This is a genomic window from Mesorhizobium robiniae, from assembly GCF_040545535.1.
GTDB classification, from domain to species: Bacteria; Pseudomonadota; Alphaproteobacteria; order Rhizobiales; family Rhizobiaceae; genus Mesorhizobium; species Mesorhizobium robiniae.
The window spans coordinates 223,471-237,673 of sequence record NZ_JBEPMC010000011.1 but is presented as its reverse complement, the minus strand read 5'-3'; the positions used below and the strand labels follow the sequence as shown (position 1 = coordinate 237,673).

The following is a 14,203-nucleotide window of genomic DNA, read 5'->3' as shown; positions in this document are numbered from 1 at the left end:
CCCCATCAGGCAAGCCGCGTGAACCGCTTCGACGCAAACTGAAGCGGACAAGTGATGTGCTACCAAAACCGGACAACTTGATTAGCTACCGACAGGGGAGGTGCTCGATCAGCGCGTCATGATGGTCGAGGTGCGCCGGACCTCCCAGCCTTCCCGTTCCAGCTCCGGCATGCTGTGATTCTCACTGGGGTAGCCGACGCAGAAATAACCGATCAGCGTCCACTCGGGCGGCACGTCCAGGATCGTCGCCATCTCGGCCGGATCGATGATCGAGACCCAACCCATGCCTATTCCTTCGGCGCGCGCCGCCAGCCAAAATGTGTGGATCGCCATCACTGCCGAATAGTCTATGGTCGCGGGCATGGTCAGGCGGCCAAGCCCATGCCCCTGTTCCGTCGCGCGGTCGGCGAAAACTGCGAATTGACAAGGTGCCTCGTTCAGGCCGGCGAGCTTCAGGCGCGCATAGAGCGCGGCGCGCTCGCCGCTGAATGATGCGAGCGCCTCCGCGTTGCAGCGTTCAAAGCATGCTCTGACGGCGGCGCGGCACTCAGCGCTCTCGATCACGACGAAACGCCAAGGCTGGCTTAGCCCGACCGACGGCGCAATGCTGGCGACGTCAAGCAGCCGCTCCAGCGCGCCTTCGGGGAGCGGCGTCGGCTTGAATCGCCTGACGTCCCGCCGCCACCGGAAGAGGTCGACCAGCGCGGCGCGAAAATCGTCCGGGAATTCCGGGCCTGATGTCATGGTGTCGTGATGCCTTTGCTAGGGGAGTAAGGCAGTAGGGCAGTAGGTAAGCCCGCCGCCGCGACTTCTTACTCCCTACTGCCTACTGCCTACTGCCTATGCGGCGGCGGTAGCCGCCGCGACGGTGCGGCCGAGGCCGTCATGCAGATCGAGGCAGCGCTCGAACCACTGCGCCACCACATCGTTGTCTTCGAGCAACCGGTAGGGCGAGGCGATGCGCGCCCACTGCAGCGCGCCGAAGACGATGTAGTCGGCAAACAGCGGTGATTGGCCACCGATGAACGGCTGTTGGGCGAGCGTCGCGCGCAACGGCTCCAGCGAGGCGCGGAAGGCGCCAAGGCCGGCGTCGCGCGCCGCCATCACCTCTTCCAGTCTCTTACCGAAGCGCTGCTCGCGGCTCTGGCGGAAATAGGCGGCGTTCGCCTCGTCCTGCATGGCGTGCAGGTCCATGATCGCCGCCGTGGTGACATAGGGATGAATAGTCAGTTGCGACCAGCGTTCGATGAAGCGCGCCATCGCCTTGCCACCGTCGCCGCAAAACAATGTCGGCCGCTCAGGATAGGTCTCGTCGAGATAGAGCGCGATGGCGAAAGAATCGGCGACCACCTTCTCGCCGTCGCGGAGCACCGGAACGAGCTTCGACACGCCGCCTTCAACATTGGGCACTTCGAGAAAACGTGTCGGCACGGTTGAGATGTCAAGCCCCTTGTGGGCTAGCGCCATCGCCGCCTTCCAGCAATGCGGGCTGAACGGACGGGCGGCATCGCGTCCAACGAGGTCGTAGAGCAGAATGGTCATTGGCGACAGCTTCCTTGCGGTCTACTTAGATCGACGTGCGTCCACCGTGCTTTTCCGAAAATCAGTACCGATTTTTGGGCCGATGCGGTAGGCACCCGGAACGGGGTCTTGCGGGGTCGAGAGAAAAGATGAGACAGCACTTCATGATGTTTGCGGCCTATAATCAATGGGCCAATAGCCGCATCTACGATGCCGCGACCGATCTCGACGAGGAAGAATTCCACCGCAATGTCGGTGCTTTCTTCGGCTCGATGATGGGCACGCTCAACCATATTCTGACCGCCGACCGGATCTGGATGAGGCGGTTTACCGGCGAGGGCGATGCGCCGGCCAGACTCGACACGATCCTGCATCGCGCCTTGCCGGGCTTGCGGCTGGCGCGCGAGGCCGAAGACAAAAGGATCATCGACTGGGTCGGGGCGTTAAGCGATAAGGCTTTGTCCGGCCGCTTTTCCTATATGACCGTCTCCGACATGCGCACGGTCTCGCAGCGGCTGGCGCCGGCGCTCGATCATTTCTTCAACCACCAGACCCATCACCGCGGCCAGGCGCACGTGATCCTTACCGTTCTGGGCCGGCCTTCGGTGTCACTCGATCTGACGCAGTTCCAGCGCAGCGAGGAGGGGCGCGCCTACGCCTGACTTGTGATTGTCCGCATCAATCACGATCGAATTGAAGGAAAGTCTTAGGACTTCATTTGCGTTCCCGCTTCAATATGTCCGTTATAGCGGGAGCGATGCATGCGGATCGATTTTTCCCCCACGAGTTGGGGCAGGGTGGTGGCGGTCACCGTTACTGGCACCGCCGTGTGCATCGCCGCCGCCTTCTTCGTTGATTCCTACAATTTCCCGTATCTGTCGCCTGAAGCGCTGTGGCGGGCGAAACTCACCGATCTGCTGCTGCCACTAGTTCTGGCCGGTCCGCTCTTGTTTTTCCTGATGTGGAAAATGCGCCAGCTCGCAATCGCGCAGAAGGAACTGGCCATTGTCGCGGCGACCGACAGTCTGACGGCAGTGCTCAACCGCGGTGCGTTTTCAATGCTTGTCGAAGCCTATCTCGAGCAGGCCCGCAGCCATTCCGTCGTCAGCTCCGGCGCCTTGCTGATCGTCGACGCCGACCATTTCAAGTCCGTCAACGATCGCCTCGGCCACGACTGCGGAGATCAGGCTCTCAAGCTGATCGCCAAGACCATTCGGGACCAGCTGCGCGGCGCCGACATCGTCGGGCGAATTGGCGGCGAGGAATTCGCAGTCTTCCTTCCTGGCGTCGACCGATCGCAATCCTGGCTAGTCGCGGAGGGGATCCGGCGCCGTATCCGCGAGGCGGACTTTTCCCCGGACGGGCGGCCCTGTCCCCTCTCGGTAAGTATCGGCGGGGTCGCTTTCAGCGGACCGACCACCTATTCCGAAATGTTCGTTGTGGCGGATAAACACCTCTACAAGGCTAAATCGAATGGCCGCGACCAGGTCAGCTTTGAAGCGGCGGGGTCGAGCGGCGTGCCCGACGGCGATCTGATGACGGTCCACTGAGGGCGTCGCCTCATGCCTGTGGTCGAAAACCTGCGAAGATGAACAACATCTTCGACGGGTCACGATCGCAAAGAGGCCTAGCAGCCGCGTCAGGCTGCGTATCCGCCATGGCCCCGGGCGACCGGCTTGACCGAGACCGCCGGCTGGGCCGAAGGCCAGAGAATGCCTGCCGTCGTCGCGAAGGTGATCAAGGCATCGCGCGCCGCTTCGGGCGAGATCTCGCCGGCGCGGGCCGCCTCGCAGGCCTTCACTGCCGCGCCATAGCTAAGGCGTCGCCGCGATGGCGGGAACTCGGTCAGGAATTCATGCATGTCGAAGAGCGAAGCGAGCATGCGCTTATGGCCGGCGCCAACGGTAACGGCGACCGGGGTAAAGAACGTCCTGTCGTGCATTCTGGCCTCTCGAGTTGGGCGGAGGTAACGGCGGACGCCGCTCTCCGACGGGTCGGACGCCCAGAAACGCGGATTGCGGCATCAGGTTCCATGTTGCCGAGATTTTGATTTTCGCACTGTGCTCCGTGGCCTGAACACCGTGCCGAAAGGAGCTATTTCCACATGTCACGCATGCGGGCGCCAAGGTCGACGCGCACTTGCGGCTGGCGGCGCGGATCGTCCCTGGCCTGAACGCTCGCCCATGATGTCTGTTCGAAGGCGCCGAGTATCGAGGCCGGGATGAAGCGGGTACGCGAGGCGTAAACATGGCGATCGCCCCGCGCCGCCTGGCCGTGGACGAAAAAGCGCTGCGGCATGACCAGGTGAAGGCCGTCCTTGGCCCGCGTCATCGCCACGTAGAGCAGGCGACGCTCCTCGTCGATGTCCTCCTTCGAGCCGACCGCGAGATCGATCGGGATGCAGCCGTCGACGGTGTTCAGCACGAAGACGTTCTTCCATTCCTGGCCCTTGGCCGAATGGATGGTCGACAGGATCAGATAGTCCTCGTCGCGAAGCGGCGGCCCGGCTTCGTCGCTGGTTGCATCAGGCGGATCGAGCGTCAGCTCGGTAAGGAAACGTTCGCGCGAGGCGTAGCCGGTGGCGATCTGCTCGAGCTGCAGAATATCGGCCCGGCGCGTCGTTGCATCCTCGTGGATGCGCTCCAGATGCGGCTCGTACCAGAGCCTGACCTGTTCGAGATCAACAGGCCATTTTCCTGACCCGGTGCGAAGCTGCGAGAACAGCGCCACGAAACCCGGCCAGTCGTCGGCGGCGCGTTGCGGCGGCCGGTAGCGCGCCAGCCCCATCGCTTCGTCGAGCGATGTCGCCATGGTGTCGACGATCTGCGAAGCCGCCGAAGGGCCGACGCCGGGCAAAAGCTGCAGCACGCGAAAACCGGCGACGCGGTCGCGCGGGTTTTCGGCGAAGCGCAGCACCGCCAGCACGTCTTTGACATGGGAAGCATCGAGGAACTTCAGCCCGCCGAACTTGACGAACGGTATGTTGCGGCGCGTCAGCTCGATCTCCAGCTGCCCGCTGTGGTGCGAGGCGCGAAACAGCACGGCCTGCGCCTTCAGCGCCGTGCCGGCCTCGCGCTCGGCCAGGATCGCCTGGCAGACGTAGCTCGCCTGCTCGGCCTCGTCGCGGACGCTGACCAGCTTCGGCTTTTCGGCCGATTTGCGCTCCGACCAGAGATTCTTGGTAAAGCGCTCCGAGGCCTCGCCGATCACCGCATTGGCGGCCGCCAGAACGGTCTCGGTCGAGCGGTAGTTGCGCTCCAGCATGACGATTTCGGCCGGCCGCGCGAACTGTTTGGGGAAGTCGAGGATGTTGCGCACTTCCGCCGCGCGAAACGAATAGATCGACTGCGCATCGTCGCCGACCACCGTCAGCCCGGACCCGTCCGGCTTGAGTGCCGTGAGGATCGAGGCCTGGAGCCGGTTGGTATCCTGGTACTCATCGACCAGAATATGGTCGAAGCGCCCGCCCAGATGCGCTGATATCTCGGGCTCGTCCCCCATCTGCGCCCAGTAGAGAAGCAGGTCGTCGTAATCGAGCACGTTCTGCGCCTGCTTGGCCTCGACATATCGAGCGAACAGCGCTTTGAGCTGTTCTGCCCAGCCGGCGCACCAGGGAAACACTGAACCCAGAACCTCGCCGAGCGGCGCCTGTGCGTTGACGGCGCGCGAATAGATCGCCAGGCACGTGCCCTTGGTCGGAAAACGGCCTTCCGTCTTCGAGAAGCCGAGCTCGTGCCTGATAAGGTTCATCAGATCGGCCGAATCCTCGCGGTCATGGATGGTGAAGGCCGGATCGAGGCCGATCTCCAGCGCGTAGTCGCGCAGCAGCCTGGCGCCGATGCCGTGAAACGTGCCGGCCCAGGTGAGAGCATCGGTGATGACGGAAGCGTCCCGGCCGAGCACCTCGCCGGCGATGCGCTCGACCCGCTTGGCGAGTTCCGATGCGGCGCGTCGCGAAAACGTCATCAACAAAATGCGGCGCGGGTCGGCGCCTCTGACGATCAGATGCGCAACGCGATGGGCCAGCGTGCTGGTCTTGCCGGAGCCAGCCCCGGCGATCACCAGCAACGGGCCGGCGACCATGCCGTCGCCATGCTCGACGGCATGGCACTGCTCGGCATTCAGCTTTGCGAGATAGGCAGGCCTGAAGGTCGAATCACGGGCAGCGAGGTTCATTGCCCATCAAGCATCGTTTCCGCTTTGTTCGCAACGGTTTCGACGCGGCAATCGATAGGCCCGATTCTATTTGGTGCACCAGCCGATGGACTCGACCTAGCGCTGGGGCTCTGCGCCCATCGCCGCCGACTGCCGCTGCAGCGACTTGTCGTCTTCGGGAGGCGGCAGCAACAGCGGATCGAAGTCGTCAGGCACCTCGTCGATGATTTCCCTTGTTATGCGGTAGGCCACGTAGACGGCGGCCCCGGCTATGAGCAGACGGATCATGGTTCTCTCCATTGGTGTTGACCAACCGAAAAGGCCGCATTTTGTTCCCCGCCTTCAACGCCCCCCGCTGGCTGAGGGTGCAACCAAATCGGCACCGTCTCGTTTGCCCGTGACAGGAGGTTGCGATGAAGAAGTTCTCGCTCTTGCTGGCCCCGACCCTGCTGGTCTTGGCGCTGGCTCTCGCGGCTTGCGATAACAGCATTCCACCGACGAAGGCTCCCGGCATCGACCAAAATCCCAAGGTCGAGCCTGCACCCAAGTAATAGGCGGAGGTCAAACCGGGACGCGCGGGCGCGGGGATGGAACGCTGTGGGAAAGGTGGCCGGCGCCGCTTGGGAGGGGAGATGGCGCCGGCCAGGCGGGTATCAGATCCGCCGCACGCCTAGGGATAGCTGAGTCTTGCCCTTGCGTCATGGTGCGATCACGTAAGATTAACGCCTTGCACCGGCAATCAACTGACAAATGCGCAATTTTTGGATGCGAGGAAGTCGATGCTCGCCAGGCTCCGTCAGCGTGATGTCGCCTCAGCTTCCCGGCCCTATTCAGAGTTGGCCCTCTGATCCGAGGCTGGCGATCCGGACCAATCGTCTCTTCTTCCCCTCTGGCATCAGGCAAATCGGCTGCCGTTTCACGCCTTATGCGGCCAACCGACCCCCAAGGTCTTGCGAAGCGCCGACGTCCCGTGCAAAAGCGCGGCCATGCTGATCATCAACGACCTTTCGCTCCGTATGGCCGGACGCTTGCTTCTCGACCATGCCTCGCTGACCTTGCCGGCCGGCAGCAAGGCAGGGCTTGTCGGCCGCAACGGCACCGGCAAGACCACTTTGTTCAAGGCGATCACCGGCGATCTCGCCTCCGAGACGGGATCGATCAGCCTGCCGAAGAACACGCGCATCGGCCAGGTGGCGCAGGAAGCGCCCGGCACCGAGGAGCCGCTGATCGAGATCGTGCTCAAGGCCGACCTTGAACGGAGTGCGCTGCTCGAGGAAGAAAAGACGGCGACCGATCCGCACCGCATTGCCGACATCCACATACGCCTGGCCGACATCGACGCCCATTCGGCCGAGTCGCGCGCCGCCACCATCCTCGCCGGCCTTGGCTTCGACGATGCTGCCCAGAGGCGGCCGGCCTCGTCGTTCTCCGGCGGCTGGCGCATGCGCGTAGCGCTGGCGGCAGTGCTGTTTGCCGAGCCCGATCTGCTGCTGCTCGACGAGCCGACCAACTATCTCGACCTTGAAGGCACGCTGTGGCTGGAAAACTACGTATCGAAATATCCGCACACCGTGCTTTTGATCTCGCACGACCGCGACCTGCTCAACCGCGCCGTCAACTCGATCGTCCATCTCGACCAGAAGAAGCTGACCTTCTGGCGCGGCGGTTACGACCAGTTCGAACGGCAATACACCGAGCAGCGCGAATTGCAGGAGAAGGGCAGGGTCAAGCAGGAAGCCGCGCGCAGGCACATGGAATCCTTCGTCGAGCGCTTCCGCGCCAAGGCTTCGAAGGCGAGGCAGGCGCAGTCCCGCATCAAGGCGCTGGAAAAGATGAAGCCAATCGCCGCGATTGTGAACGACAACGTGCGGCCGTTCTCCTTTCCCGAACCGGTGAAGACGGTCGCATCGCCAATCATCGCGCTGAACAATGTCAATGTCGGCTACACCGAGGGCGAGCCGATCCTGAAGAAAATGACGCTGCGCATCGATGCCGACGATCGCATCGCGCTGCTCGGCGCCAACGGCAACGGCAAGTCGACCTTCGCCAAATTGCTGTCGGGCCGCCTGAAGCAGGAGAGCGGCACGATGACGGTGGCGCCCGGCCTGAAAGTGGCGATCTTCGCCCAGCACCAGCTCGACGATCTCCGGCCGAACGAAAACGCCTATGAGCATGTCCGTCGGCTGATGCCTGAAGCGCCGGAATCGAAAGTACGCGGCCGCGTCGCACAGTTCGGGCTGACCACCGAGAAGATGAACACCGCCGCCAAGGACCTGTCCGGCGGCGAGAAGGCGCGCCTCCTGATGGGCCTGTCGGCTTTCGAGGGGCCGAACCTGTTCATCCTCGACGAGCCGACCAACCATCTCGACATCGACAGCCGTGAGTCGCTGATCCATGCGCTGAACGAGTTTCCCGGCGCCGTCATCCTGATCTCGCACGACCGCCATCTGCTCGAGGCGACGGCCGACCGGCTGTGGCTGGTCAAGGACGGCGCGGTCAACCCCTATGATGGCGACCTCGAGGATTACAAGACGCTGGTCACCGGTGTCTCCGGCGACCGACGCGGCAAGCGCGAGGCCGAAAAGGCCTCGAAGGCCGACCGTCGCCGCGATGCGGCCGCACGCCGCGCCGCTTTCGAGCCGCTGGCCAAGGAGATCCGCGCCACCGAAGCGCTGATGGACCGCATCCGCAAGCGCATCGACCTGATCGAAGACGAGCTCGCCAATCCGGCAGTCTATGAAAAAGATCCCTCGACCGCGACACGGCTGGCCAAGGAGCGCTCGCAGCTGGCCCAGACGCTGGCCGGCCACGAGGAAAAATGGCTGACCATGTCGGCGGAATATGAGGAAGGCACGGCAGAGTAGCGCCGTCTGGCCCTACACGCCGCCGCCATAAACGGCTAGTTTGGCCCCATGAATCAACACGCCAAGCTCAGGATCGGCCATTCGGCCTGTCCGCATGATTGCCCGTCGACCTGCGCGCTCGAGGTCGAGCTGCTCGACGGCAAGCGCATCGGCCGCGTCCATGGCGCCAAGGCCAACAGCTACACGGCTGGCGTCATCTGCGCCAAGGTCGCCCGCTATGCCGACCGCGTCCATCATCCCGACCGCTTGCTGAAACCGCTGATCCGTGCCGGCGCCAAGGGCGAGGGCGCCTGGAAGGAAGCGAGCTGGGAAGCCGCACTCGACCTCGTCGCCGAAAAATTCATCGCGGCCGAGGCAAAATACGGCTCGGAGACGGTCTGGCCCTATTACTATGCCGGCACCATGGGGCTGGTGCAGCGCGACGGCATCGAACGGCTGCGCCATGCGAAAAGATATTCCGGCTTCTTCAGTTCGATCTGCACCAACCTGGCCTGGACCGGCTGGATGATGGGGGCAGGGGCATTGCGCGGTCCCGACCCGCGCGAAATGGCCAAGTCCGACTGCGTGGTGATCTGGGGCACCAATGCCGTGGTCACCCAGGTCAATGTCATGACCCACGCGGTCAAGGCGCGCAAGGAACGCGGCGCCAAGATCGTCGTCATCGACGTCTATGAGAACGCGACGATGAAGCAGGCCGATCTCGGTCTGGTGCTGAAGCCCGGCACCGACGGCGCGCTGGCCTGCGCGGTGATGCATGTGCTGTTTCGTGACGGCATGGCCGACCGCGCCTATCTCCAGAAATATACCGACGACCCGCATGGTCTGGAAGCGCATCTTCAGACGAGGACGCCGCAGTGGGCGGCTGATATCACCGGGCTTTCTGTCGACGAGATCGAGGCCTTCGCCCGCCTCGTCGGCACGACGAAGAAAACCTATTTCCGCCTCGGCTACGGCTTCTCGCGCCAGCGCAACGGCTCGGTCAACATGCATGCCGCCGCCTCGATCGCCGCGGTCGCCGGCTGCTGGCAGTACGAGGGCGGCGGCGCCTTCCATTCCAATTCAGGCATCTTCAAGCTCAACCAGGAAGTGCTGGAAGGCACGCGGATGCGCGACTCATCAATCCGCCATCTCGACCATTCGCGCATCGGCCCGGTGCTGACCGGGGCGGCGGATGCGCTCTATGGCGGTCCGCCGGTGACGGCGCTGCTGATCCAGAACACCAATCCGATCAATGTCGCGCCGGAGCAGCGGCTGGTGAAGCAGGGTTTTTTACGCGACGATCTGTTTTCCTGCGTGCACGAGCAGTTCATGACCGACACCGCAAAACTCGCCGATGTCGTGCTGCCGGCGACGATGTTCCTCGAGCATGACGACGTCTATAAGGGCGGCGGCAACCAGCACATCACGCTCGGTCCGAAGCTTATCGACCCGCCGGAAGGGCCGCGCACCAACCATTTCGTTATCGAGGAGCTCGGCAAAAGGCTCGGCGTTGGCGATAAGCCTGGCTTCGGCATGACCGAGCAGCAGCACATCGACATCATCCTGGGCAAGCGCGGGCTGGGCAGTTTCGACAGCTTGAAGCAAGACAAGTGGGTCGACCTGCAGCCGGATTTCGAGACCGCGCACTTCATCACCGGCTTCGGCCATGCCGACAAGAAGTTTCATTTCCGCGCCGACTGGACCGGGCAGGCGGCGCCCAACCGGCCGCCCAAGAGCATGGGCCTGTTCGGGCCGGTGGCAAGCCTGCCGGAATTTCCCGACCACGTCGATCTCATCGAGGTGGCGGATGCGGCTCATCCGTTCCGGTTGACCACCTCGCCGGCGCGCAATTTCCTCAACTCGACCTTTTCGGAGACGCCGGTGTCGAAAGCCAAGGAAGGCCGGCCGGAACTGCTTTTGCATCCGGACGACGCGGCAGCTTACGGGCTGGCCAACGGCGACCGCGTCGAGATCGGCAATGCGCGCGGCGAAGTCGTGCTGCACGCAAGACTGTTCGACGGCATCAAGCGCGGCGTCGTGGTCGCCGAAGGCATTTGGCCAAACAGCGCCCACGAGCGCGGCGAGGGCATCAACGTCCTGACCGGCGCCGATGCGCCGGCGCCCTATGGCGGTGCGGCTTTCCACGACAACAAGGTCTGGCTGCGCGCGCTTTGAGGTTGCAGGAGCCAAGTGCGTGGCGGGAGGCTCGTGGCGCTTGGCGGTGATAGCGACTGAAGGCGTCCCTTTCACTCTTCACTCTGTCGTGACTCTGTCGTGAGATCGAACCGATCGGTTCGTTTCCGTTGACGCATCGTGCAGGACGGTGTGAACGCCGGCTCGGCCGATACTAAGTTCCACGGCAGGAAAATTCGCGCAACGGTTTGAAATTGAATCTAAAAATTGTGGCGAAGGAAGCCCTTTAGCGGATTTCAAGCATCCCATTCCGGGTGCGGGCGGAACATCTTCGTGATTGGAAATCGCGGCATTGCCAACCCACTTCGGGGTGGTCCGAACGACGCGAAATCCTCCCAAGGCACGCCACCAAACGGACACAACACTGAAAAACGTGAAAATACTGGAGTACCTGAAATGACCAAGATTGCTCTCATCGCCGCTGCCATCCTTATTGCCACAGGCAGCGCCTTTGCCGGCAGCGACCACTATGGTTCGGACGGCGTCAACCAGCCGGCCGCACCCGTTGCCACTGGCCAGGCTGGCAACGTCGATAACACGTTAACGGGTTCGATCCGTAAGCTGTTCCCGGCTGAGCACAACGCCGTCAACACCAATTCGACGACGACTCCGTACGGCGCGGATCAGTCCGTTGCGCCTCAATCCGGCCGGGGCAACTGGGGCCGTTAAGTCCTCAAACTCCGGGCACAAAGAGCGGCGGGTTTGACCCGCCGTTCTTGCTTGCGCAATCAAATCATATGCAGCGCCGCCGCGCAGAGGGCGCGTAATTTTGCGCATGATGCTTTCCGAAACCGAAGGTCAGCGCAGCAAAAATCGGTCCCGATCTTCGGATCAAGCGCTATTTTTGTTTTACGCAATTCCGGGCGGAAAACCGCTACGCACTTTTCCTGGAATTGCGCTAGCGCAGATCCTTCGGCCAAACGCAGTGCGTCAGCCGCGCATCGCCGAGGGCCAGCCGTGCCCAACTGCCGTCGAAAGCGAAACGGGCAAGGGCCGCCGTCGGGAATTTTTCTTCAAGCTTTTTGAGTGCCTCGGCATCTGATCCGGCGCCGGCGAGCCGGCGCGCGAATTCCTCCAGGCCGGGATTGTGGCCAATCACCAAAAGGCTGCTTGTCCCCGCATTTGCCTGCCGTATCTTGGCGAGAACGTCTGCCGCACTAGCCTCATAGAGCGCCTGAACAAATTTGTCCGGCGTTTTCGCCGGCAATTCCGCAGAGACCAGCCGCCATGTGTCGCGGCTGCGCAGCGCCGGCGATACCAGCGCCAGATCGGGCAGCCAGCCCTGCCTGGCCAGTTCGCGCCCGACCAACGGGGCGGCCTTCAGCCCGCGTCCGGAAAGCGGCCGGTCGAAGTCGATAAGGTCAGGATCGTCCCAACTGGACTTGGCATGACGCAGAAGAAGGAGTTGCTTCGTCGTCGCCATGCCAGCCTCCTCCTGCTCAGGGCGTAATCCGCGCCAGATGCTCGAGATCGCTCTCCTCGCGCAGCGGATCAGGCGCCATCACCACGGAGGTGCTGTTGTCGGCATCGTCGGCGAAGTGGGCAAGCACGGTGCGGCCATCTTCCATCCGCGCCTTGCCCTCGGCGACCAGCCCGAGTGCCAGGGGATAAAGCCTGTGCTCGGCCTTCAGCACCCGGGCGGCGAGCGTGTCTTCATTGTCGCCGACCATCACTGGCACGGCAGCCTGTGCGATGATCGGCCCGTCGTCCATATCGAGCGTTACGAAATGCACCGTGCAGCCATGGATGCGCGTGCCCGCGCGCAGCGCGCGCGCATGGGTGTCGAGGCCCTTGAAGGCCGGCAGCAGGGCAGGGTGGATGTTGATCATCCGTCCCAGCCATTTCTCGACGAAGCGCGCGCCAAGAATGCGCATGTAACCGGCCAACGCCACGATCTCGGCGCCGAACGAGACAAGTGCCGCGTCGATTGCCCCGTCATGCGCTTCCTTGCTGGTATAGTCGGCTCGCGAAATCACCTTGGTGACGATGCCGCGCGCCGCCGCGACACCCAGGCCGGCAGCATTGGCCCGGTCGGAAATGACGCCGACGATCTCAGCCGGATAGTCCGGGTTGCTAGCCGCGGCGATCAGCGCCGTCATGTTGGAGCCGCGTCCCGAAATCAGCACCACAGTGCGTTTGCGCATCCTCATAGGCCGATCGACCCCCGATAGATCACGCCGGCGTCGCGGCGCGGCACGATGCGGCCGATCGGCGTCACGGTTTCGCCCGCCTCCTGCAGCACGGCCGCGACCTGCGCGGCTTGGCCGGAGGCGACGGCGAGGATCATGCCGACGCCGCAATTGAAGGTACGCATCATCTCTTCAGGTGCTACCCCGCCGGTCTTTGCCAACCACGAGAATACCGGCGGCACCTCGATGGCATCGAGGTCGAGCTCGGCCGAAAAATCCTTCGGCAGGACGCGCGGAATGTTTTCCGGAAAGCCGCCGCCGGTGATGTGGGCCAGCGCCTTGATGCCATGCGTGCCGCGGATCGCCTTGAGGATCGACTTGACGTAGATGCGGGTCGGCTCGAGCAGCGCTTCGGCCAGCGTGGCTTCATCATTGAAGGGCGCCGGATCGGCCCACGAAAGGCCGCTGGTGGCGACGATGCGGCGGACCAGCGAAAAGCCGTTCGAATGCAGGCCCGACGAGGCCAGCCCCAACAGCACGTCGCCCTCGACGATGTCGTCGGTCGGCAGCAGCTGGCCGCGCTCGGCCGCGCCCACGGCAAAGCCGGCAAGGTCGTAGTCCTTGCCGTGATACATGCCGGGCATTTCCGCCGTCTCGCCGCCGATCAGCGCGCATCCGGCCTGCCGGCAGCCCTCGGCGATGCCGCCGACGATCGCCGCACCCTGGTCGGGATCGAGCTTGCCGGTGGCGAAATAGTCGAGGAAGAACAAGGGCTCGGCGCCTTGCACGACGATGTCGTTGACACACATGGCGACGAGATCGATGCCGATCGTGTCGTGCTTGCCCGCATCGATGGCGATCTTCAGCTTGGTACCGACGCCGTCATTGGCGGCGACCAGCACCGGGTCGGAGAAGCCGGCGGCCTTGAGGTCGAAAAGGCCGCCGAAGCCGCCGATCTCGCCATCGGCGCCCGGCCGGCGCGTCGCGCGCACCAGCGGCTTGATCTTCTCGACCATGAGATTGCCGGCATCGATATCGACACCCGCCTCGGCATAGGTGAGCCCGTTTTTGCGCTTGCTCATTTCTGGCGCCTGCTCATCTCTGTTTCCACTTGCTTGAGGGCTCTTCGCATGAACGCTTTTGCCTCGCAAGGCAAGCGCGCGATGGCGACGTTCAACCGGAGATCGGCCGAACCGGACGCCCTACGCTCCAGCAGTAGAAAGAAGTGCCCGCCAGTGCAGCGGCGAGGGTACCGACGGTCGCTAAAGACCTGACCTCGTCGCTCGGGAGGGCTCCGTAGGAGAAACCGGCGGCGATCAAACTTGCCGCCACAGTCCAGACACCCGGGTTTGCGGCGATTGA

14 protein-coding genes are annotated in these 14,203 nt (G+C 63.4%); 6 read left to right on the top strand and 8 right to left on the bottom strand.

Features of this window, described 5'->3' with window-relative positions; all coding sequences use genetic code 11:
- Positions 1 to 108: 108 nt before the first annotated feature.
- On the bottom strand, positions 109 to 744 hold the full coding sequence (gene bluB / locus ABID19_RS27100) for a 5,6-dimethylbenzimidazole synthase (RefSeq protein WP_354493965.1): 636 nt from the start codon (positions 742 to 744) through the stop codon (positions 109 to 111).
- A gap of 96 nt (positions 745 to 840) precedes the next feature.
- Positions 841 to 1,542: a glutathione S-transferase family protein gene (locus ABID19_RS27095; protein WP_354493964.1), complete on the bottom strand. Its 702-nt coding sequence runs from the start codon at positions 1,540 to 1,542 to the stop codon at positions 841 to 843.
- Positions 1,543 to 1,670: 128 nt separating this feature from the next.
- Between ABID19_RS27095 and ABID19_RS27090 the strand changes: the two genes are divergently transcribed.
- A complete protein-coding gene (locus tag ABID19_RS27090) occupies positions 1,671 to 2,183 on the top strand; it encodes a DinB family protein (RefSeq protein WP_352928806.1) in 513 nt (170 codons plus the stop codon).
- A 99-nt stretch (positions 2,184 to 2,282) separates the two neighbouring features.
- Positions 2,283 to 3,071 (top strand): GGDEF domain-containing protein, encoded by a 789-nt coding sequence (locus ABID19_RS27085; protein ID WP_354493963.1) that lies wholly within the window; start codon positions 2,283 to 2,285, stop codon positions 3,069 to 3,071.
- Between the two features lie 89 nt (positions 3,072 to 3,160).
- Here the strand turns inward: ABID19_RS27085 and ABID19_RS27080 are convergent, their stop codons facing one another.
- The 3 genes from ABID19_RS27080 to ABID19_RS27070 form a co-directional block, all read right to left on the bottom strand.
- Positions 3,161 to 3,463 (bottom strand): DUF982 domain-containing protein, encoded by a 303-nt coding sequence (locus tag ABID19_RS27080; RefSeq protein ID WP_354493962.1) that lies wholly within the window; start codon positions 3,461 to 3,463, stop codon positions 3,161 to 3,163.
- Between the two features lie 152 nt (positions 3,464 to 3,615).
- Entirely contained in the window at positions 3,616 to 5,697 is a 2,082-nt protein-coding gene (locus tag ABID19_RS27075; protein WP_354493961.1) for an ATP-dependent helicase, read from the bottom strand.
- 96 nt (positions 5,698 to 5,793) lie between these two features.
- Positions 5,794 to 5,964: a hypothetical protein gene (locus ABID19_RS27070; protein ID WP_352928802.1), complete on the bottom strand. Its 171-nt coding sequence runs from the start codon at positions 5,962 to 5,964 to the stop codon at positions 5,794 to 5,796.
- Positions 5,965 to 6,089: 125 nt separating this feature from the next.
- On the opposite strand from ABID19_RS27070, the gene ABID19_RS27065 reads away from it, so the two are divergent.
- The 4 genes from ABID19_RS27065 to ABID19_RS27050 all read left to right on the top strand — a co-directional run bounded on the left by ABID19_RS27065 (position 6,090) and on the right by ABID19_RS27050 (position 11,381).
- Positions 6,090 to 6,227 (top strand): hypothetical protein, encoded by a 138-nt coding sequence (locus ABID19_RS27065; RefSeq protein WP_354493960.1) that lies wholly within the window; start codon positions 6,090 to 6,092, stop codon positions 6,225 to 6,227.
- A gap of 435 nt (positions 6,228 to 6,662) precedes the next feature.
- Complete coding sequence (locus tag ABID19_RS27060; protein ID WP_354493959.1) at positions 6,663 to 8,540, top strand: ABC-F family ATP-binding cassette domain-containing protein; 1,878 nt, start codon at positions 6,663 to 6,665, stop codon at positions 8,538 to 8,540.
- Positions 8,541 to 8,588: 48 nt separating this feature from the next.
- The gene (locus tag ABID19_RS27055; RefSeq protein ID WP_354493958.1) at positions 8,589 to 10,694 is read left to right on the top strand and encodes a molybdopterin-containing oxidoreductase family protein; all 2,106 of its coding nucleotides are present in this window, start codon (positions 8,589 to 8,591) and stop codon (positions 10,692 to 10,694) included.
- Positions 10,695 to 11,108: 414 nt separating this feature from the next.
- The gene (locus ABID19_RS27050) at positions 11,109 to 11,381 is read left to right on the top strand and encodes a DUF680 domain-containing protein (RefSeq protein ID WP_354493957.1); all 273 of its coding nucleotides are present in this window, start codon (positions 11,109 to 11,111) and stop codon (positions 11,379 to 11,381) included.
- Positions 11,382 to 11,610: 229 nt separating this feature from the next.
- Here the strand turns inward: ABID19_RS27050 and ABID19_RS27045 are convergent, their stop codons facing one another.
- The 3 genes from ABID19_RS27045 to purM are packed head-to-tail and all read right to left on the bottom strand — an operon-like array spanning position 11,611 to position 13,923.
- A complete protein-coding gene (locus tag ABID19_RS27045) occupies positions 11,611 to 12,135 on the bottom strand; it encodes a SixA phosphatase family protein (protein ID WP_354493956.1) in 525 nt (174 codons plus the stop codon).
- Between the two features lie 16 nt (positions 12,136 to 12,151).
- Positions 12,152 to 12,862, bottom strand: a complete 711-nt coding sequence (purN, locus tag ABID19_RS27040) for a phosphoribosylglycinamide formyltransferase (RefSeq protein WP_354493955.1) — start codon at positions 12,860 to 12,862, stop codon at positions 12,152 to 12,154.
- A complete protein-coding gene (gene purM / locus ABID19_RS27035; RefSeq protein WP_354493954.1) occupies positions 12,859 to 13,923 on the bottom strand; it encodes a phosphoribosylformylglycinamidine cyclo-ligase in 1,065 nt (354 codons plus the stop codon). The genes purN and purM overlap by 4 nt, the downstream gene beginning before the upstream one ends.
- Between the last annotated feature and the right edge of the window lie 280 nt (positions 13,924 to 14,203).

Bases quoted from the DNA above. Each gene is read 5' to 3' on its own strand.
- ABID19_RS27070 (WP_352928802.1), bottom strand. From the start codon at position 5,964: ATGATCCGTCTGCTCATAGCCGGGGCCGCCGTCTACGTGGCCTACCGC.
- ABID19_RS27095 (WP_354493964.1), bottom strand. From the start codon at position 1,542: ATGACCATTCTGCTCTACGACCTCGTTGGACGCGATGCCGCCCGTCCG.
- ABID19_RS27075 (WP_354493961.1), bottom strand. From the start codon at position 5,697: ATGAACCTCGCTGCCCGTGATTCGACCTTCAGGCCTGCCTATCTCGCA.
- bluB (WP_354493965.1), bottom strand. From the start codon at position 744: ATGACATCAGGCCCGGAATTCCCGGACGATTTTCGCGCCGCGCTGGTC.
- purN (WP_354493955.1), bottom strand. From the start codon at position 12,862: ATGAGGATGCGCAAACGCACTGTGGTGCTGATTTCGGGACGCGGCTCC.
- ABID19_RS27060 (WP_354493959.1), top strand. From the start codon at position 6,663: ATGCTGATCATCAACGACCTTTCGCTCCGTATGGCCGGACGCTTGCTT.
- ABID19_RS27045 (WP_354493956.1), bottom strand. From the start codon at position 12,135: ATGGCGACGACGAAGCAACTCCTTCTTCTGCGTCATGCCAAGTCCAGT.
- ABID19_RS27050 (WP_354493957.1), top strand. From the start codon at position 11,109: ATGACCAAGATTGCTCTCATCGCCGCTGCCATCCTTATTGCCACAGGC.
- ABID19_RS27090 (WP_352928806.1), top strand. From the start codon at position 1,671: ATGAGACAGCACTTCATGATGTTTGCGGCCTATAATCAATGGGCCAAT.
- purM (WP_354493954.1), bottom strand. From the start codon at position 13,923: ATGAGCAAGCGCAAAAACGGGCTCACCTATGCCGAGGCGGGTGTCGAT.
- ABID19_RS27085 (WP_354493963.1), top strand. From the start codon at position 2,283: ATGCGGATCGATTTTTCCCCCACGAGTTGGGGCAGGGTGGTGGCGGTC.
- ABID19_RS27055 (WP_354493958.1), top strand. From the start codon at position 8,589: ATGAATCAACACGCCAAGCTCAGGATCGGCCATTCGGCCTGTCCGCAT.
- ABID19_RS27065 (WP_354493960.1), top strand. From the start codon at position 6,090: ATGAAGAAGTTCTCGCTCTTGCTGGCCCCGACCCTGCTGGTCTTGGCG.
- ABID19_RS27080 (WP_354493962.1), bottom strand. From the start codon at position 3,463: ATGCACGACAGGACGTTCTTTACCCCGGTCGCCGTTACCGTTGGCGCC.